This window comes from Acidobacteriota bacterium (genome assembly GCA_039030395.1).
GTDB lineage: Bacteria > Acidobacteriota > Thermoanaerobaculia > Multivoradales > JBCCEF01 > JBCCEF01.
Genome location: JBCCEF010000002.1, coordinates 437,899 through 453,294, shown reverse-complemented (window position 1 = coordinate 453,294; position 15,396 = coordinate 437,899). Strand labels below are relative to the sequence as shown.

Sequence of the window (15,396 nt, the reverse complement as noted above, 5' to 3'; positions counted from 1 at the left end):
TCCTACCGCTCGAATTGGATCAAGGAATCGACGACCCGGGCGAGCGCTTCGCCGCGCAGGTTGCGAGCCACGACCCGGCCGCGGCGGTCGACCAGGACGGTCACCGGTAGGGCATCGACGCCGAAGCGCCTTGCCACCTCGGATCGAAGGCCGTCCGGGCGATGAACCTGCGGCCATTCGATGCCGTGGCGCAACAGGAACGAGCGCAGTCCGCGCCGATCGATCGCATCGAGAGCGATTCCCACGATCAACAGACCGTCGTCCTGACGATCTTCGTGCAGTGCCCGCAGTTGCGGCAGCTCCGCCAAGCAGGGAGGGCACCAGGTGGCCCAAAAATCGAGCAGAACGACCCGGCCTTCCAGCTCACTCGCCGTCCACGAGTAGCCTTCGAGGTCGGTCCATTCTTCGGCCTGCCAGATCGAGGGATCCGTCGCCTCCGACGCACCCATCGCCGCCGGTGTGCCCAACAAGCCGGCAACGGCGAGGACCACGGCATGGGTCAGAGCTTCCACCGCAAGCCCACCTGGTAGGTCCGAGGCAGACGCGGACCGTAAACGTAATTGGAGTCGCGGTCCGGTCCCCGATCCAGATCCTCCTGGTACTCATCGGTCAGATTCTTGGCCCCGGCGGTGAGGGTGAGGGTGCGGCCGGCGATCTCGAAGTCGCGCGACAGGTTGACGTCGAGCTCGAGGAATGACGGGGTCCTCTCGAGGCGGTCCTCGTCGATGAAGCCCGCATAGTGCGGCGCCACCATTTCACCGGTGTAGCGGGCGGCGAAGAACAGATCGATCGCCGCCGGCAAACCGGTCTGGAGGCTGAAGGTGCCGTAGTGATCCGGCGACCGGAAAAACTCGCGGCTACCGAAGTCCGGTTCAGGAACATCGAAGCGCGAACTCTGCGTGGCGTATCCCGCCTGCAGCGCCAGGTTCGACCCCCAGCGCAGCGCGACCGTCAGCTCCATCCCTTCGACTGTCGCGCCCTCCGCGTTGACCCGCAGGAACTCGCGCTGCTCGGTCGCCGGGTCGTCGGCGTCGATGACGTCGAAAAGATCGTCGAGATCGGTGCGAAAGGCCGCGAGTTCGATCGAAGCGCTGCCCTTCCGGCCAAAGGTCGGACGCCATTCGAGAGAACCCAGAAAGGCGTTCGAACGCTCTTCGACCAACCCTTCGCCTTGGCGGATCACCCGCGCCGCGCCGCCCGCCAGCTCGATGTGCAGGTCCTCGTCGAAGGTGACCGGAGCCCGAAAGCCCTGGGCGAACGAGAAGCGGACGGTCACGTCGTCTCGCGGCGCGATCATCGCGGCGACCCGCGGTAGCACCACCGGATCCGGTAGCGCCGAGTGGTCGTCGGCTCGCACCCCGTATACCACGGTGACCTTGTCGCCGATCGTGCGGTCGTCCTGGAGGAAGACTCCGAGGTTGGTGTGGGTTTCCCGCAGAATGCGGTCGTATCCCGGCTGGCGGTCGTCGGTCTCGTCCCGGCTGAAACTGGCGCCGAAGCTGTAGGTGCCCCGCGGATGATAGAGATTGGCCTGTGAATCCGTGATCCACAGCGGGTTTTCGGTCGTGCCGTAGGCGTTGGGATCGAAGCCCGCTCCGTAGTAGGAGTCCCGGGAAGTGTCTGCGAAGGATGCCGCCATTCGGTAGTCGAAGCGCGACGAGACCGTGTGCAGAAGGCCAATCGACAGACCTAGGCGCTCGGTGTCGATCGCTTCGGTGAGGGCGGTTTCGTCAGGCCGCAGGCCGAAGCGCAGCAGATCGCCGCCCCTGCGATTTGCTTCCGTCCAGTTGAACTCACCGGAGACGCGCGCTTGATCGGCGAATAGATAGTGCTCGGCGCGCAGGCCAAGGGTCGTCAGCTCGCGGCTCGTCACCTCGCTGAAACCGTCGCCGTCTCGGTCTGCAGGGTCGACTTGGTCGCGTTGCGCGATCAACGATATCCCCGTGCGTTTGCCGCGCGGACTGTAGTCGCCGATGGCCGAAAAGCTGTAGCCGGCCTCACCGCCGGTTCGAAGACTTCGCCCCTCGACGGTCAAGTGGGTATCCAAAGGTGAGTGGGGAATCAGGTTGATGACTCCGCCAACCGCACCGGCTCCATAGATGGCGGCACCGCCGCCTTTGACCACCTCAATGGATTCGAGGGCACTGGCTGGGAACTGCTCGACGCCGTACACCAAGGCGAGAGACGAGACCGTGGGCTGGCCGTCGACCAAGATCTGAGAGTAGGGCCCCTCCAGGCCGAGCATGCGCACCTGCGAGAAATTACAGTTCTGGCAGTTGCTCTCGATCCGCACGCCCGGCGTCAGTTCGATGGCGTCGGCAAGGGTTCGGGAGGCGGACCGCTCGATGGCTTCCCGGTCGATCTGCTGGACATGAACCGGTGTATCCGCCAGACGCTTGGCGGTGCGTGTACCGGTGACCACCAGCTCTTCGCCGAAGGCCGGAGTCAGTTGTAGCGTCATCAGCAACGGCTCATCTCGCTTGGTGACGAGCGCGTCGAGAACGGAGAAACCGTCAGCCACCACCAGCAAGGTCTGCCGGCCGATGGAAACGTCCTGCGCGCAGACCCGACCGCTGCCGTCAGCGGTGAGTTGCTGGCCGTCGCCCAACAGATGCACGATGGCTCCCGGAACGGGCTCCCGATCGCCATCGACCACGGTGGCCTCAAAGGCACACTGTCCATGGGCTACGCAGGGCAGCGCCAGCAGCGACAAGATCGAAAGAATGTATGTCAGCCACTTCATTTTGGTTGTCCTCGGATCAGTGGTTTTGACTCAACACTTCATATATTTTGACCGATCAAAATCTCTTTTTCAAGTGGTCCGGTCCACATTCGAGAATTCCGTGTCGGAATTAGGGTGTTCCGGTGGCAAACCAGTGGACAGGCCCCGCCTGCATTCCCGGAGGGGGTACAATCCCGGCGATGCTCGACACCATGCAGGCTCCCAAGAGCCTCCCTCACAGCGAAGAGTCCGAACGCGCGGTACTGGCGGCGGTTTTGATCGATCCCCGCATCCTGCCGACGATCTCCGGGCGGCTGCGGGCGGAGGACTTCTATTTCGAGCGCAATCAGTTCATCTTCCAGGCGATGGTGGACCTGACGGACGAGCAGACGACGGTCGATTTGCGCACTCTGCAGGCCCGTCTGGAGCAGCGGGCGGAGCTGGAGCGGGTCGGCGGGCTGGCCTACCTCTCCAGCCTCGACCTCGACCTACCGGACCTCGGGCGCACCGAAACCTATGTCGAGATCGTCAAGGAGCGCTCCATCCGGCGGCGGCTGATCCAGGCCTCCGGCGAGATCATCCGTGACTGCCTGGACGGCGGCCTCGAGGCGCGGGAGGCCCTCGGCAAAGCGGAGCAGGCGGTGCTCGGGTTGGGCGAGGAGGCGATCCAGCGGGGCTTCGCGTCGATCGGCGAGATCTTCCATCAGACCCTCGAAGACCTGGAGGAGCGGCCCGGCAGCACCCTGATCGGCCTACCGACGGGTTTCGTCGACCTCGATCGCATCACCCACGGCCTGAACCGCGGCAACCTGATCATCATCGCCGGCCGGCCGGGCATGGGCAAGACCAGCTTCGCCCTCAATGTGGCGCAGCACGTCGCCGTGCGGGAGAGGCGCGGGGTGGCGGTGTTTAGCCTCGAGATGTCGCAGCAAGAACTCGCCCTGCGCGTGCTCTGCTCCCTGGCGGACGTCGCCTTCTCCAGCCTGCGCCGGGGGCACCTATCGCAGAACCAGTGGAGCCGCATCATCAAGACGGTGCGGGAGACCGGCGGCGCTCCGCTCTACATCGACGACTCGCCGAATCCCTCGCTGTTGGAGCTGTCCTCCAAAGCCCGGCGCCTGAAAGCCGAGAAGGGCCTGGACCTGGTGATCCTCGACTACCTGCAGCTCATGCAGGCCGGCGGACGCTACGAGAATCGCAACCTCGAGATCGCCGCCATCAGCCGCGGCATGAAGCAGCTCGCCAAGGAGCTGGAGATTCCGGTCATCGCCCTATCGCAGCTCTCCCGACAGCCGGAGCGGCGCGGCGGCGACCACCGGCCGCAGCTCGCCGATCTGCGCGAGAGCGGCTCGATCGAGCAGGATGCGGACATCGTCGCCTTCGTCTACCGCGACGAGGTTTACAACCCCGAAGACGAAGAGGTCAAAGGCCTCGCCGAGCTGATCATCTCCAAGCATCGTAACGGCGAGACGGGCGTCGTCGAAATGGTGTTCCAGGGGGAGACCACCACCTTCCACAACATGGACCGGCATGGTTTCGACTCCCAGGTTCCACCCCCCTGAGGCACCGGCCGTGGCCGATCCGGAGACCGAGCCCGAACCCACCGGTAGCTCTCTTACCGCCGCCTTGCGGCCGGCCTGGGTGGAGGTGGATCTCGATGCCCTGGCCGCCAATCTCGCCGCCCTGCGCCGCCGCATCGCACCGGCGCGGGTGATGGCGGTGCTCAAAGCTGACGCCTATGGCCACGGCGCGGCGCGGGTTGGGCAGCTGCTCGAAGCGCAAGGCGTCGAGTGGATTGCCGTTGCCCTGCTGGAAGAAGGGGCCGAACTGCGGCGAGCCGGCGTCTCTTGCCCGATCCTGGTGCTCGGCACGGCCCAGCCGAGCCAGCTCCCGCTCTACCGGCGCTATGGTTTGACGCCGACCGTGTCGAGCCTTGACCAGCTCGATCTGTGGTCCGCAGCGCGCACCGCTCGAGGGCGCCGCCAGCCCCTTCACCTCAAAGTCGACACCGGCATGAACCGTTTGGGCCTGAGCCTCGACGAATTGCCGACGGCCTTCGACCGGCTGCGCGCCGACCGGACCCTCCGGCTCACCGGCCTGATGACCCACTTTGCCGAGGCCGACCAGCCCGGCAGCCTACGGAACGACGCCCAGGAGCAAGCTTTCGAGCGCGTCCTCGGCCATCTGACGGGGGACGAGCGGGTGCGCCTGGAGATCCACCTGGCGAACAGTGCCGCCGGCCTCCACCGGCCGTCCACCCGGCGCGATCTGGTGCGCTTCGGCCTGAGTCTCTTCGGCCTCGATCCGGCTCACCGGACGGCGAGGGAGCTGGAGCCGGTGATGTCCGTGGTCACACGGGTGGTTCAGGTGCGAACGGTCCCGGCCGGCGGGGCCGTCGGCTACGGTGGGCGCTGGCGGGCGGAGCGTCCCTGCCGCATCGGGGTGGTGCCGGTGGGCTACGCCGACGGCTACGCCTGGCGACTGACCGACGGCATCTCCCGGGACCCCGGAGCCACCGCCCTGCTGCCAACCAGCGGCGGGAAGGTGCACCGGGTACCGGTGGTGGGTTCCGTCACCATGGACATGTCGATGATCGACCTCACCGACACGGACGCCGCCCTCGGCGACGAGGTGGTGCTCCTCGGTCGCCGCGGCGACCAGGCGATCACCGCCTGGGACCTGGCAGACGCCGCCGGCACCATCCCCTGGGAGCTGCTCTGCCTCCTCGGCCTCCGGATGCCGCGGCGCTACCGCTCCAGAGGGCGTTGCGAAGAACTCTCCGCCCGCTTTTCCGGCAGCCGGGGACAGGGCCTGTGGTGACTCACGCCGTCACCGAGATCGGGCGCATGTTCTTGATGCTCGGTCAGGTGCTGCGCTGGACGCCGCGGCGCCCCTGGGAGGTGCGGGAGCTACTGCGCCAGATGGTCAAGGTGGGGGTGGACTCGATTCCGGTGGTGCTGTTGACCGCCATGTTTACCGGCATGGTGTTGGCCCTCCAGACCTTCAACACCCTACAGCGCTTCAACGCCGAGGGCTTCGTGGGCTCGCTGGTGGCGTTGTCGATGGTGCGCGAGCTGTCGCCGGTGATCGGTGGCCTGATCGTCGCCGGCCGCTGTGGCTCGGCGATGGGCGCGGAGCTGGGCACCATGCGGGTGACGGAGCAGATCGACGCTCTGGAGGTGATGGCCACCAACCCGGTCCACTACCTGGTGGTGCCGCGGGTGTGGGCCACCACCCTGACCCTGCCGATGCTGGTGGCGATGGGCAACGCTGTCGGAATCTGGGGCGGCTACCTGATCGCGGTGGTGCTGCTGGGCGCCAATCCGGTGACCTACCTGGAGAACACCTTCCGGTTCCTGGAACTGAACGACCTTCTCTCCGGCCTGTTGAAGGCAGCGGTCTTCGGGTTGCTGATCGCGCTCATCGGCTGCCAGAAGGGGTACTACACCACCGGCGGCGCCGAGGGCGTCGGCCGGGCGACCACCCAGGCGGTGGTGATGGCCTCCATCGCCATCCTGTTCGCCGACCTGCTGCTCACCAAGCTCCTGTTCTGATGCCGCTCTTGCGATGACGACGGAAACCTCCCAGGACATCACCGCTGCCGACGCCCCGGTCAAGATCCGGCTCTCCGGCCTGCGCAAGTCTTTCGGCGACAAGCAGGTGTTGAAGGGACTCGACCTGGACATCCGAGAGGGCGAATCGCTGGTGATCATCGGCGGCTCCGGCAGCGGCAAAAGCGTGTTGCTCAAGCACATCATCGGCCTCCTCCAGCCGGACGACGGCACGGTGGTGGTGGACGGCGTGGACCTCGCAACCCTCGACGGACGCGACTTGACGCAGTTCCGCCAACGCTACGGCATGGCCTTCCAGGAGGGCGCCCTGTTCGACTCCATGACGGTGTTCGAGAATGTCGCCTTTCCGCTGCGCCGACGGCGCGAACTGCCGCGGCAGGAGATCGACCGGCGAGTGTCCCGCTGCCTCGACCTGGTGCGCCTCGAAGGGGTGGACGACAAGATGCCCGGCCAGCTATCCGGCGGGATGCGCCGGCGGGTCGGCTTCGCCCGGGCCATCGCCCTGGAGCCTCAGATCGTGCTGTTCGACGAGCCCACCACCGGCCTCGACCCGATCACCACGGCGTTGATCGACGAGGTGATCCTCGCCATGCTCGATCGCCTCGGCTCGACCGCCGTCACCATCACGCACGACATGACCAGCGCCTTCCGCATCGCCGACCGCATCGGGCTGCTGCACCGGGGGGAAATCGTCGCCCTGGACGAGCCCGAGGCGTTTCGCCGGCATCCGGACCCACGCGTTCAGCAGTTTATTCACGGCGAGGTCGACGAAGCCTTCGCCGCCTCTCCGCAGCGCTAGCGGAGAAGGAAGGAACACCCGAAAAGGGGAAATCGATGTCCCAGGCACTCAAGGTCGGCATCTTCGCCACCCTCGCACTGATCGTTCTCGGCTATTTCGTCCTCAAGATCGAAGACTGGAACGTCTTCGGGCCGGAAGGACAGGAGGTCGACGCCCTGTTCGACTCCGTCGCCGGCCTCGACGACAAGGCCGCCGTGCGCATCGCCGGCGTACGGGTTGGAAGGATCGACGGCATCAACCTCGAAGGACGCAAGGCCCGGGTCCACCTGCTCCTCGATCAGCCGGTGGACTTGACGGTGGGCACCGAAGCGCACATCTCGAGCCTCGGACTGCTGGGGGACAAGTACGTCGAGCTGGTGCTCGGCCCCCTCGGCGCGCCGTCGCTACCGGCGGGAGAGACCCTGCCGGGGGTCACGCCGCCGTCCTTCGACGACGCCATGGCAAAGCTTGGCGAAATCGGCGATTCGATCCAGAACGTCACCGATTCCCTCGCCGGTCCCGGCGGCAGCGGGTCTTTGAATCGTCTGCTCGACAACTTGGAAGCGACCACCGCGGAGATCCGCCTGCTGGTGGCCGACAACCGGGCCCAGATCCGCGGCACCATCGAGAACTTCGAGAGCGCCAGCGGCACCCTGGCGACGGAGCTGCCGCGCCTGTCGGACAAGATCGCCACGTTGGTGGACTCTCTCAATCAGGTCGTCGCGGAGAACCGCGATCAGCTCGCCGGCAGCCTCCAAAACATCGAAACCCTGAGCGCCAGCCTGCAAACGTCCGCCGACAACTTGGGCGTCATCACCGGCCGCCTGGAGCGCGGCGAGGGCACCCTCGGCAAGCTCCTAACCAGCGACGAGATGCACGACGACATCACCTCCACCCTGGGGTCCATCGAGGGCGGGGTGGCGACCCTGTCGGACACCCTTGGCCGGGTGGGGGACCTGAAGCTCGACCTCGACGCCGGCGGCTACTACCTGACGGATCCGGGCGAAACCCAAGGCGGCCTCGCCATCGAACTGGATCCGGGCCGGGAATCCAATCGCCTGTACAAAGTGGCGCTGATCGACACCCGCACCGGCGACCGCTTCAAGAAGACCCAGGAGATCACCGAAACGCTGCCCGACGGCACCGTCGAGCGACGCACCATCGAGACCATCACCACCGAGGACGAAGCGGTGTTCTCGGCCCTCCTGGGCCTGCGGCTGCGCAACGAATCCCGCCTGTGGGCTGGGCTGATCGAGGACGAATTCGGCGTCGCCCTCGAGGTTCCGGTGCCGCGCCTCAACCGCCGCCTGTGGCTCGACTTCCAGGCCTTCGACTTCAACCGCGACGAGGACCGCGACCCCCACCTGCGCCTCACCACCCGCTTCTTCGTCAACGACAACCTGTACCTGATGGGCGGCTACGACGATCCTCTGGAGAGCGACCGCGACAGCTTTTTCTTGGGCGGCGGCGTGCGCTGGAACGACGACAACTTGAAGTACCTGCTGGGCAGCGTACCTTCGGGGTTCTAGCCCGCCGGTGACAAGTGCGGTTCCTTACCCGTAATCCGCCGGAACGCCTCCAGATACCGCTCCCGGGTCCCCGCCAACACCTCCGGTGGCAGTTTCGGCGGGGCAGAGGCTTTGTCCCAGTCGGTGGTATCGAGCCAGTTGCGGACGAACTGCTTGTCAAAAGAGGTGGGCTCTTCGCCGGGGGTCCAGCGGTCCGCTTCCCAGTAGCGGGAGGAGTCCGGGGTGAGCACTTCGTCGATCAGGAGGATTTCGCCATCGAGCAGCCCGAACTCGAATTTGGTGTCCGCCAGCAGGATGCCCTGCTTCGCCGCATGCTCGGCACCTTGGCGATAAAGGTCCAGGGTGAGATTGCGCAGGCGGGTGGAGAGATCGGAGCCAAGGGCGTCGGCCATCACCGCGAAGGAGACGTTCTCGTCGTGCCCCTCCTCGGCCTTGGTGGCCGGGGTGAAGATGGGCTGCGGCAAGCGATCTGCGCGGCGTAGGCCCGGCGGCAGCGGCAGGCCGCAAACGGTGCCGCCGGCCACGTACTCCCGGTAGCCGCTGCCGGCCAGATAGCCGCGGGCGACGCATTCGAAGGGGATGACCTCTGTCTTCTGGACCCACGCGGCCCGGCCGCTGACGGCCCGCGCCACCTCCGCCGGCAGGTCGTTCTCCGCTTCGTCCAGCAGGTGGTTCGGCACCACGTCGGCGAGGCGGCGGAACCAGAAGGTGGAGATCTGATGCAGGATCTTGCCCTTGTCCGGAATGCCCGGCGAGAGCACCCAATCGTAGGCCGAGATGCGATCCGTCGCCACCAGCAGCAGCCGGTCACCCAGGTCGTAGATGTCGCGTACCTTGCCGCGCCGAGGCGACGGCAGGCCGGGGAGGTCGGTGGTCAGAATCGCACGGCTCATGGGGATTCCTCTTTGCCCGCGGTCGTTCGCAAGGCGTTTTGGCAACGGGGTTTCACGCTCCCGGCGTCATGAAACGCGCGGCGTCCCGCAAGGAGCGGTGGCCGGTCTCCTCCAGTTCCACCCCTTCCCAGCGGGCGCCGTCGACCACCTCGTAGACCGGCTCTTCACCCAGGCCCTTGAGGTGCGCCCGGCCGAGGTGTCGGATGCCGATCCGCTGGGCCGGCTCGCCTTCCAGGTCGACCACCACGTACCGGCGGCGTCCGTCCTCGGCGCGCAGCACCTTGACCACGCCGGCCTGGGAGAGGGCGGAATCGATCTGCTCGACGTAGGCGTCCGTCGCCACAATGCCCTCGTTGACCAGGTGGCCGCTGGAGTTGATGTAGGAGTAGAAGCGGCGCTTCTTCTCATGGCGCTCGGCCTCGCCGACATCGCGCTTCAGGAGGGGGGAGAAGAAGCGGTGAACCGTCGCCTCCGGGTACCCCTGGCTCACCAGCATGTTCTGGATCTCGTCGATCTCTTTGGTCGACTTGCCGGAGATCAGGCGGGTCAACTCCACCACTCCGTGGCCGAAGAATTCATAGCGATCCTTGCCGCTGGCCCCGAAGCCGATCGGCAGCAGGCGGTAGGAACCGAAGTTGAGAGCGATCCGCACCCCGCGATCGAAAGGCAGGCCCTTGTCCACCGCCTCGCCGTAGGCGCGCTGGATCAACACCGCACCGGCGAGCACCGACAGGCAGTGGCGGCCGGAATAGAAGGCGCCGTCGCCCAGGTACTTTTCGAGCTGCAGCCGGTGGGAGCGCGCGAGCGCGTTGATCTGCCGCTGGAAGGTGAAGATCTTGCGGAAGGACTCGTCCTGCAGGCCGCTACCGGCCCGGCGAATGACCGCCACCACCTCGGAGAAGTCCGTCAGGTCGTAGATCAAGCCGAAGCGCTGCACCAGTGGCTCGACCACCCAAGGAGCCAGAAAGTCGAGCGGCCGGGTGGCCGACGACAGCACCAGGTGGCGCCGGCCGGGCAGGGCGCCGGCGCCGCCCTCGGCGCGGTGGACCAAGCGTCCCTGATCTTCCACCACCGGCACCAGAAAACGCCGTAGGGTGTGGATGACCTCGAACTCTTTGAGCTTGAGGAGGAGGGATTCCCACAGCGCCACCCCCGGATCGTCGAGCAGTCGCCGGCTCGGGTAGTCGGAACGTTCCGACAGAAAACGCACGTAGCCCGGCGTGATCAGCAATTCTCGGCCGCGATCGGCCGGGTCCGGCTCGCCGGTATTGCTCGGCAAGGGCGAACGGCGGAGCAGATTGCGGACCACGCTCTGCAGGTTCGCATCGTTCTGCAGGCGTCCTTCGTTCCAGCCGGCGAGGTCCCGCAGTCGCCGCAAGAGGTCCCGTCCATCGATCCGCAGGCAGCCGTGAAAGTAGCTGGCGAGTTCTTCGAGTCCCGGTCCGATGTGGTCTTCGGTCAACAGCAGCACGTTGTCCCGGAATCGATTGAGCAACCGGGGAAACAAGTCCAGCTCATCGGAATCGGTGCGTCCAGCCAGGCGGTGGGCCAGTTCGTAGGTTTCCGCAAAGACAAAATCCAGGTAGCGATCGAGCACCCGAAACTTGATGCTGTCGCCATAGCGCCGGCCGATTTCCGTGTCGAGGCGCAGCAAACGGCGTGGAGAGTCCTTGAGCAGCCGGGCGATCTCCACCGAATGGTGCAGCCAGAAGATCGAAGGAAAGCTGCGCCCGTAGCTCGAAAGGGAAACGTTTTCCACCACCCGGGCGAGGAGCGCCCGGTAGCGTTCCCAGGCCGCGCCGTGGACTTTGCGATCGAAGGAACGCCGCTGGTAGACCGCCACCTGAACCTTTTCTTCGGCGGCGAGGAACTCTCCAAGGGCCTCCGTCAACCGCCGCATGGCGGGGGACAGGAGCACCGGGAAGCCGAGGATGGGAGTGGCTTCTTCGTCTTCCAGGAAAATGTGCTGCGGCCGCGGCAGGAAGGTCCGCAGATCGGGCATCAGATCGCCGATCTCCTCGGCCTCCGGGCGCAGGAAATTGAAGGGGCCCGGATACAGCTCGAGAAGGTCGTCGGGAGTCATGGAATTGGACCGAGAAGAGATGGCTAGCGTACACCATCGGCGAGCAGGCGAGGGTATGAAGGGAAACGGAATTGCGCGCCGGAACCGTCGTAGAACCAGGCGGCCGGAACCTTGCCGGCGCCTGGTAGACTCCCGCGTCGGACCTTGACAGTTCTTGGAGAGATGACTGAATGAGCGGGCTACCGCGCCTTACGATCGCCGCACGGGATCGCGCGCCGGGTGATTCTCTGGCCGCGGGATGTTTCGAGGATCGAGAACTCGACCTCAGAGGACTGGACCGAGGGCTGGCCGGAAGCCTCTCCGGACTGCACCAACGAGCCGGCTGGAAGGGGCGTGAGGACCAGCGCCTCGCCACCCTACACGGGAACCTGGCGGTTTCCCTCGGGGGCCTCGGCAAGGCCGGCGATCTGACGCCCCAGCGCCTCGTCCGTTGGCTCACCGAGACGGTGGATCTGGCGCGGACGAACGGCGCCGAACATCTCTCCATCCTGCTGCCGCATCACCCCCAAACCCTCGGCCGCGCAGCGATTTCACGAGTGCTGCGAGCAGTTCCCCTGGCCGCCTATCGCTTCGATCACTACCGCAGCCCCGGCCGCGACGGCAAGACACCGCGCGGCCGGGGTCGCCTCGGCGAGATATCGGTGATTCCTCCGCGGGGCGAGGAAGACGCCTACCGGCGTGAAGCATCGACCGCCATCGCCGTCGCCGAAGGGGTCGCCCTAGCCCGCGACCTCGGCAACACGCCGGCCAGCGACGCCCATCCGGGTTGGATCGAGGACCGCGCCCGCGCCCTGGCCGCCGACGCCGGCCTGGAGATCACCGTCCTCGAGGGTGACGAACTCGCCGAACGCGGCATGGGCGGGCTGCTGGCGGTGGGCAGGGGTTCGCCGCACCCCCCGCGGCTGGTGCGGCTCGACTGGAAGGCGCCGGCCGCCGGCGAGGACACGCCGACGCTGGCGGTGGTGGGCAAGGGAGTGACCTTTGACACCGGCGGCATCTCCCTCAAGCCGCCGACGGGTATGGACGAGATGAAGTTCGACAAGTGCGGCGCCTGCGCCGCCATCGCCCTGGCTCACACCGTCGCCTCGCTCGATCTGCCGATTCACCTCAAGGTCTACGCGCCGCTGGCCGAGAACATGCCCGACGGGCGCTCCTATCGGCCCGGCGACATCGTGCGCTGCTATAACGGCAAGACCGTCGAGATCATCGACACCGATGCCGAGGGCCGGATGATCTTGGCCGATGCCCTGGCCTGGGCGGTCGACGAGAAGCCCGACGCCCTGCTCGAAATGTCCACCCTCACCGGCGCCTGCGTGATCGCCCTCGGCTACGAAGCGGCCGGCCTCTACACCCCCGACGACGCCTTGGCGGCAGAGCTACAGGCCGCCTCCATCGCCAGCGGAGAACGCCTCTGGCGCCTTCCCCTGTGGCCGGAGCACGTCGAACAGATGAAGGGCGTGCACGCCGACCTCAAAAACGCCGGCCCGCGCTGGGGCGGGGCCAATACCGCCGCCGCCTTCCTGTCGCAGTTCGTCGGCGACTTGAAGCGCTGGGCCCATCTGGACATCGCCGGCGTCGCTCACGTCGGCCACGACCAGGAGGAGCATCCCGGCGCGACCGGCTACGGCGTGTCGCTGGCCACGGAATGGATTCGCGCCTCGATCCCGGGCTAACCCCCGGATCGCCGACGCCGGCCGCCTCGGTGCTGCGGGTGGAGGGCCTGTCCGTCGCCGTGCCCTCGGAAAGAGGGCCGAAACCGGTGGTGCGGAATGTCTCGCTCTCCCTGGCCGCCGGCGAGATGGTCGGTCTGGTAGGGGAGTCCGGTTGCGGCAAGACCATGAGCGTACTGGCCCTCGCCGGCCTGCTGCCGCCGGGTATCGAAGTCACCGGCGGGCGCATTCTGGTCGGCGACGAGGAAATCCAATCTCTGCCGCCAGCAGCGCGGCGGCGCCTGCTCGGCCGGCGCATCGGCATGGTCTTCCAGGAACCCGCGTCGGCGCTCAATCCGTCGTTGACCATCGGGTTTCAGCTCGTCGAGGCGGTGCGGATCCACCGCGCCCTCTCCAGGACCGAGGCGGCGGACGAGGCGGTGCAGTTGTTGGAGCAGGTCGCCATGCCCGCACCCAGGCAACGCCTGCGCCTCTATCCCCATCAGCTCTCCGGCGGCCAGGTGCAGCGGGTCACCCTGGCGATGGCGCTGGCCGGCAAACCCGAGGTCTTGCTCGCCGACGAGCCGACCACCGCCCTCGACGTCACCGTGCAGGCACAAATCCTGGATCTGCTGCAGATCCTGCGCGCCCGTTTAGGCCTGGCGGTGCTGCTGGTGACCCACGACTTAGCGGTGGTGGCCGAGAGTTGCGACCGGGCCTTGGTGCTCCATGCCGGCGAAGTCGTGGAGGAGGGACCGGTGCGGTCTCTCCTGGACCGGCCCCAGCACCCGTACACCCGGAGCCTAGTGGCGGCCTATCCGGAACTCGGTCGAGGAACGTCGGACCCGGTCGCTTCGGCAGCGCGACGCAAGGCGGACGCCGAGAAGCCTCTGCTGCGCGCCCGGGGCCTAGCCAAGACCTACCGTCCACCCGGCGGAGACCGGGTACGGGCACTGCGCGGCGTAGATCTCGACGTTTTCGCCGGACGCACTCTGGCGGTGGTGGGGGAGTCCGGTTGCGGCAAGTCCACCCTCGCTCGCTGCCTGGTCCGCTTGGACTCTCCGGATGCGGGCTCGATCGCCCTGGACGGCGAGGATCTCCTCGCCCTGGATGGCGCCGAGCTACGCCGCAGGCGGCGCGACTTCCAGCTCGTCTTCCAGGATCCCGGCGGGTCCCTCGACCCACGCATGCGCATCGGTTCCTCACTCGAAGAGCCGTTGCGGATCCATCGGCTGGCCTCGAAGGCGGAGCGACCGTCGCGCCTGCGCGACTTGCTTGCCGAGGTCGGATTGCCGGCGGAGATCGTCGACCGATTTCCCCATCAGCTCTCCGGCGGCCAGCGCCAGCGCGTCGCCATAGCCCGTGCCCTGGCCTGCGAACCACGCCTCCTGGTGGCCGACGAACCGGTGTCCGGCCTCGACGTCTCCCGGCAGTCCCAGATCATCGATCTGCTCGTCGACCTGCAGCGGCGCCGGGGGCTGGCTCTGGTGTTGATCGCCCACGATCTGGGCCTGGTGGAGAGTGCCTCGCAGGATGTGGTCGTGATGTATCTCGGCCGGGTGGTCGAGCGAGGACCCACGGCCACCGTCTTTCGGTCTCCGCAGCATCCCTACACGGCGGCCCTCCTCGAATCGGCGCCCCGTTTGTATCGGGCCTCTGCCGGGCTGGCCGACGGAGACCGCCAGCGGACGGACCCTGACCCTGTGCAGTGAGATCCCCGATCCACCGAATCCGCCTGCCGGCAGTGCCCTGCCACCCGCACCCTGCCCCGGTAACGGCATCGCCGGACACCTGTCTCTAGGAGCCCGTTGCGACCGTCCTGTGGGCCGCGCGCATGGGTCTTATGGCGCTCCGGCAAGACGCGACGAGGAGGCGATGCTGAGCCCTCGTTGACGAGGAGCAACGCCGCCGCAGCGCCATAACCCCCATGCGCCCTTCGGGTTGGGGCGGCTTGCCCCGCTGGCTGCGTTGTCGAAGCTCAACGATGGACACCGCATCGCCTGCGCTTCGACGCCTTGCCAACGAAGGCAAGGCGCTCCCAACGCGGCCCCGCAGGACGGTCGCAGCGGGCTCCCCAGGAACATTTACACCCTGACCATCGTAGGATGGAACGAGCGGTGGAGAATGCGGTGGAGAATGCCGCACCCGAATCAAAAGAAACCGATAGAAC

The 15,396-nt window shown here is 66.9% G+C and carries 11 protein-coding genes; 7 read left to right on the top strand and 4 right to left on the bottom strand.

Annotated features, from left to right (window positions below):
* Positions 1 to 2 precede the first annotated feature (2 nt).
* Positions 3 to 512, bottom strand: coding sequence for a TlpA disulfide reductase family protein (locus AAF481_04310; protein MEM7480374.1), 510 nt, complete (start codon positions 510 to 512; stop codon positions 3 to 5).
* The gene (locus AAF481_04305) at positions 500 to 2,743 is read right to left on the bottom strand and encodes a TonB-dependent receptor (GenBank protein MEM7480373.1); all 2,244 of its coding nucleotides are present in this window, start codon (positions 2,741 to 2,743) and stop codon (positions 500 to 502) included. Before AAF481_04305 ends, AAF481_04310 begins: the two co-directional genes overlap by 13 nt.
* Before the next feature lie 179 nt (positions 2,744 to 2,922).
* Here AAF481_04305 and dnaB point away from each other — a divergent pair, with 179 nt between their 5' ends.
* Genes dnaB through AAF481_04280 form a run of 5 tightly spaced genes read left to right on the top strand, consistent with a single transcriptional unit; the run spans position 2,923 to position 8,601 of the window.
* Entirely contained in the window at positions 2,923 to 4,284 is a 1,362-nt protein-coding gene (dnaB, locus tag AAF481_04300) for a replicative DNA helicase (protein ID MEM7480372.1), read from the top strand.
* 10 nt (positions 4,285 to 4,294) lie between these two features.
* Positions 4,295 to 5,542, top strand: a complete 1,248-nt coding sequence (gene alr / locus AAF481_04295) for an alanine racemase (GenBank protein ID MEM7480371.1) — start codon at positions 4,295 to 4,297, stop codon at positions 5,540 to 5,542.
* Complete coding sequence (locus AAF481_04290; GenBank protein ID MEM7480370.1) at positions 5,536 to 6,276, top strand: ABC transporter permease; 741 nt, start codon at positions 5,536 to 5,538, stop codon at positions 6,274 to 6,276. Before alr ends, AAF481_04290 begins: the two co-directional genes overlap by 7 nt.
* A 13-nt stretch (positions 6,277 to 6,289) precedes the next feature.
* Positions 6,290 to 7,093, top strand: coding sequence for an ABC transporter ATP-binding protein (locus AAF481_04285; GenBank protein ID MEM7480369.1), 804 nt, complete (start codon positions 6,290 to 6,292; stop codon positions 7,091 to 7,093).
* 35 nt (positions 7,094 to 7,128) lie between these two features.
* Positions 7,129 to 8,601: an MlaD family protein gene (locus tag AAF481_04280; protein ID MEM7480368.1), complete on the top strand. Its 1,473-nt coding sequence runs from the start codon at positions 7,129 to 7,131 to the stop codon at positions 8,599 to 8,601.
* Here AAF481_04280 and AAF481_04275 read toward each other — a convergent pair.
* Together AAF481_04275 and AAF481_04270 are read right to left on the bottom strand one after the other, a co-directional pair.
* Complete coding sequence (locus tag AAF481_04275) at positions 8,598 to 9,494, bottom strand: phosphoribosylaminoimidazolesuccinocarboxamide synthase (protein ID MEM7480367.1); 897 nt, start codon at positions 9,492 to 9,494, stop codon at positions 8,598 to 8,600. The two genes, AAF481_04280 and AAF481_04275, sit on opposite strands and share 4 nt — an antisense overlap.
* A gap of 52 nt (positions 9,495 to 9,546) precedes the next feature.
* The gene (locus tag AAF481_04270; protein MEM7480366.1) at positions 9,547 to 11,577 is read right to left on the bottom strand and encodes a hypothetical protein; all 2,031 of its coding nucleotides are present in this window, start codon (positions 11,575 to 11,577) and stop codon (positions 9,547 to 9,549) included.
* A 170-nt stretch (positions 11,578 to 11,747) separates the two neighbouring features.
* On the opposite strand from AAF481_04270, the gene AAF481_04265 reads away from it, so the two are divergent.
* Complete coding sequence (locus tag AAF481_04265; GenBank protein MEM7480365.1) at positions 11,748 to 13,250, top strand: leucyl aminopeptidase family protein; 1,503 nt, start codon at positions 11,748 to 11,750, stop codon at positions 13,248 to 13,250.
* Complete coding sequence (locus AAF481_04260) at positions 13,223 to 14,938, top strand: ABC transporter ATP-binding protein (protein ID MEM7480364.1); 1,716 nt, start codon at positions 13,223 to 13,225, stop codon at positions 14,936 to 14,938. The genes AAF481_04265 and AAF481_04260 overlap by 28 nt, the downstream gene beginning before the upstream one ends.
* Positions 14,939 to 15,396 lie beyond the last annotated feature (458 nt).

Coding starts and splice junctions, on each gene's coding strand:
- AAF481_04305 (MEM7480373.1), bottom strand. CDS start 2,743: ATGAAGTGGCTGACATACATTCTTTCGATCTTGTCGCTGCTGGCGCTG.
- dnaB (MEM7480372.1), top strand. CDS start 2,923: ATGCTCGACACCATGCAGGCTCCCAAGAGCCTCCCTCACAGCGAAGAG.
- AAF481_04285 (MEM7480369.1), top strand. CDS start 6,290: ATGACGACGGAAACCTCCCAGGACATCACCGCTGCCGACGCCCCGGTC.
- AAF481_04280 (MEM7480368.1), top strand. CDS start 7,129: ATGTCCCAGGCACTCAAGGTCGGCATCTTCGCCACCCTCGCACTGATC.
- AAF481_04275 (MEM7480367.1), bottom strand. CDS start 9,494: ATGAGCCGTGCGATTCTGACCACCGACCTCCCCGGCCTGCCGTCGCCT.
- AAF481_04270 (MEM7480366.1), bottom strand. CDS start 11,577: ATGACTCCCGACGACCTTCTCGAGCTGTATCCGGGCCCCTTCAATTTC.
- AAF481_04265 (MEM7480365.1), top strand. CDS start 11,748: ATGAGCGGGCTACCGCGCCTTACGATCGCCGCACGGGATCGCGCGCCG.
- AAF481_04260 (MEM7480364.1), top strand. CDS start 13,223: ATGGATTCGCGCCTCGATCCCGGGCTAACCCCCGGATCGCCGACGCCG.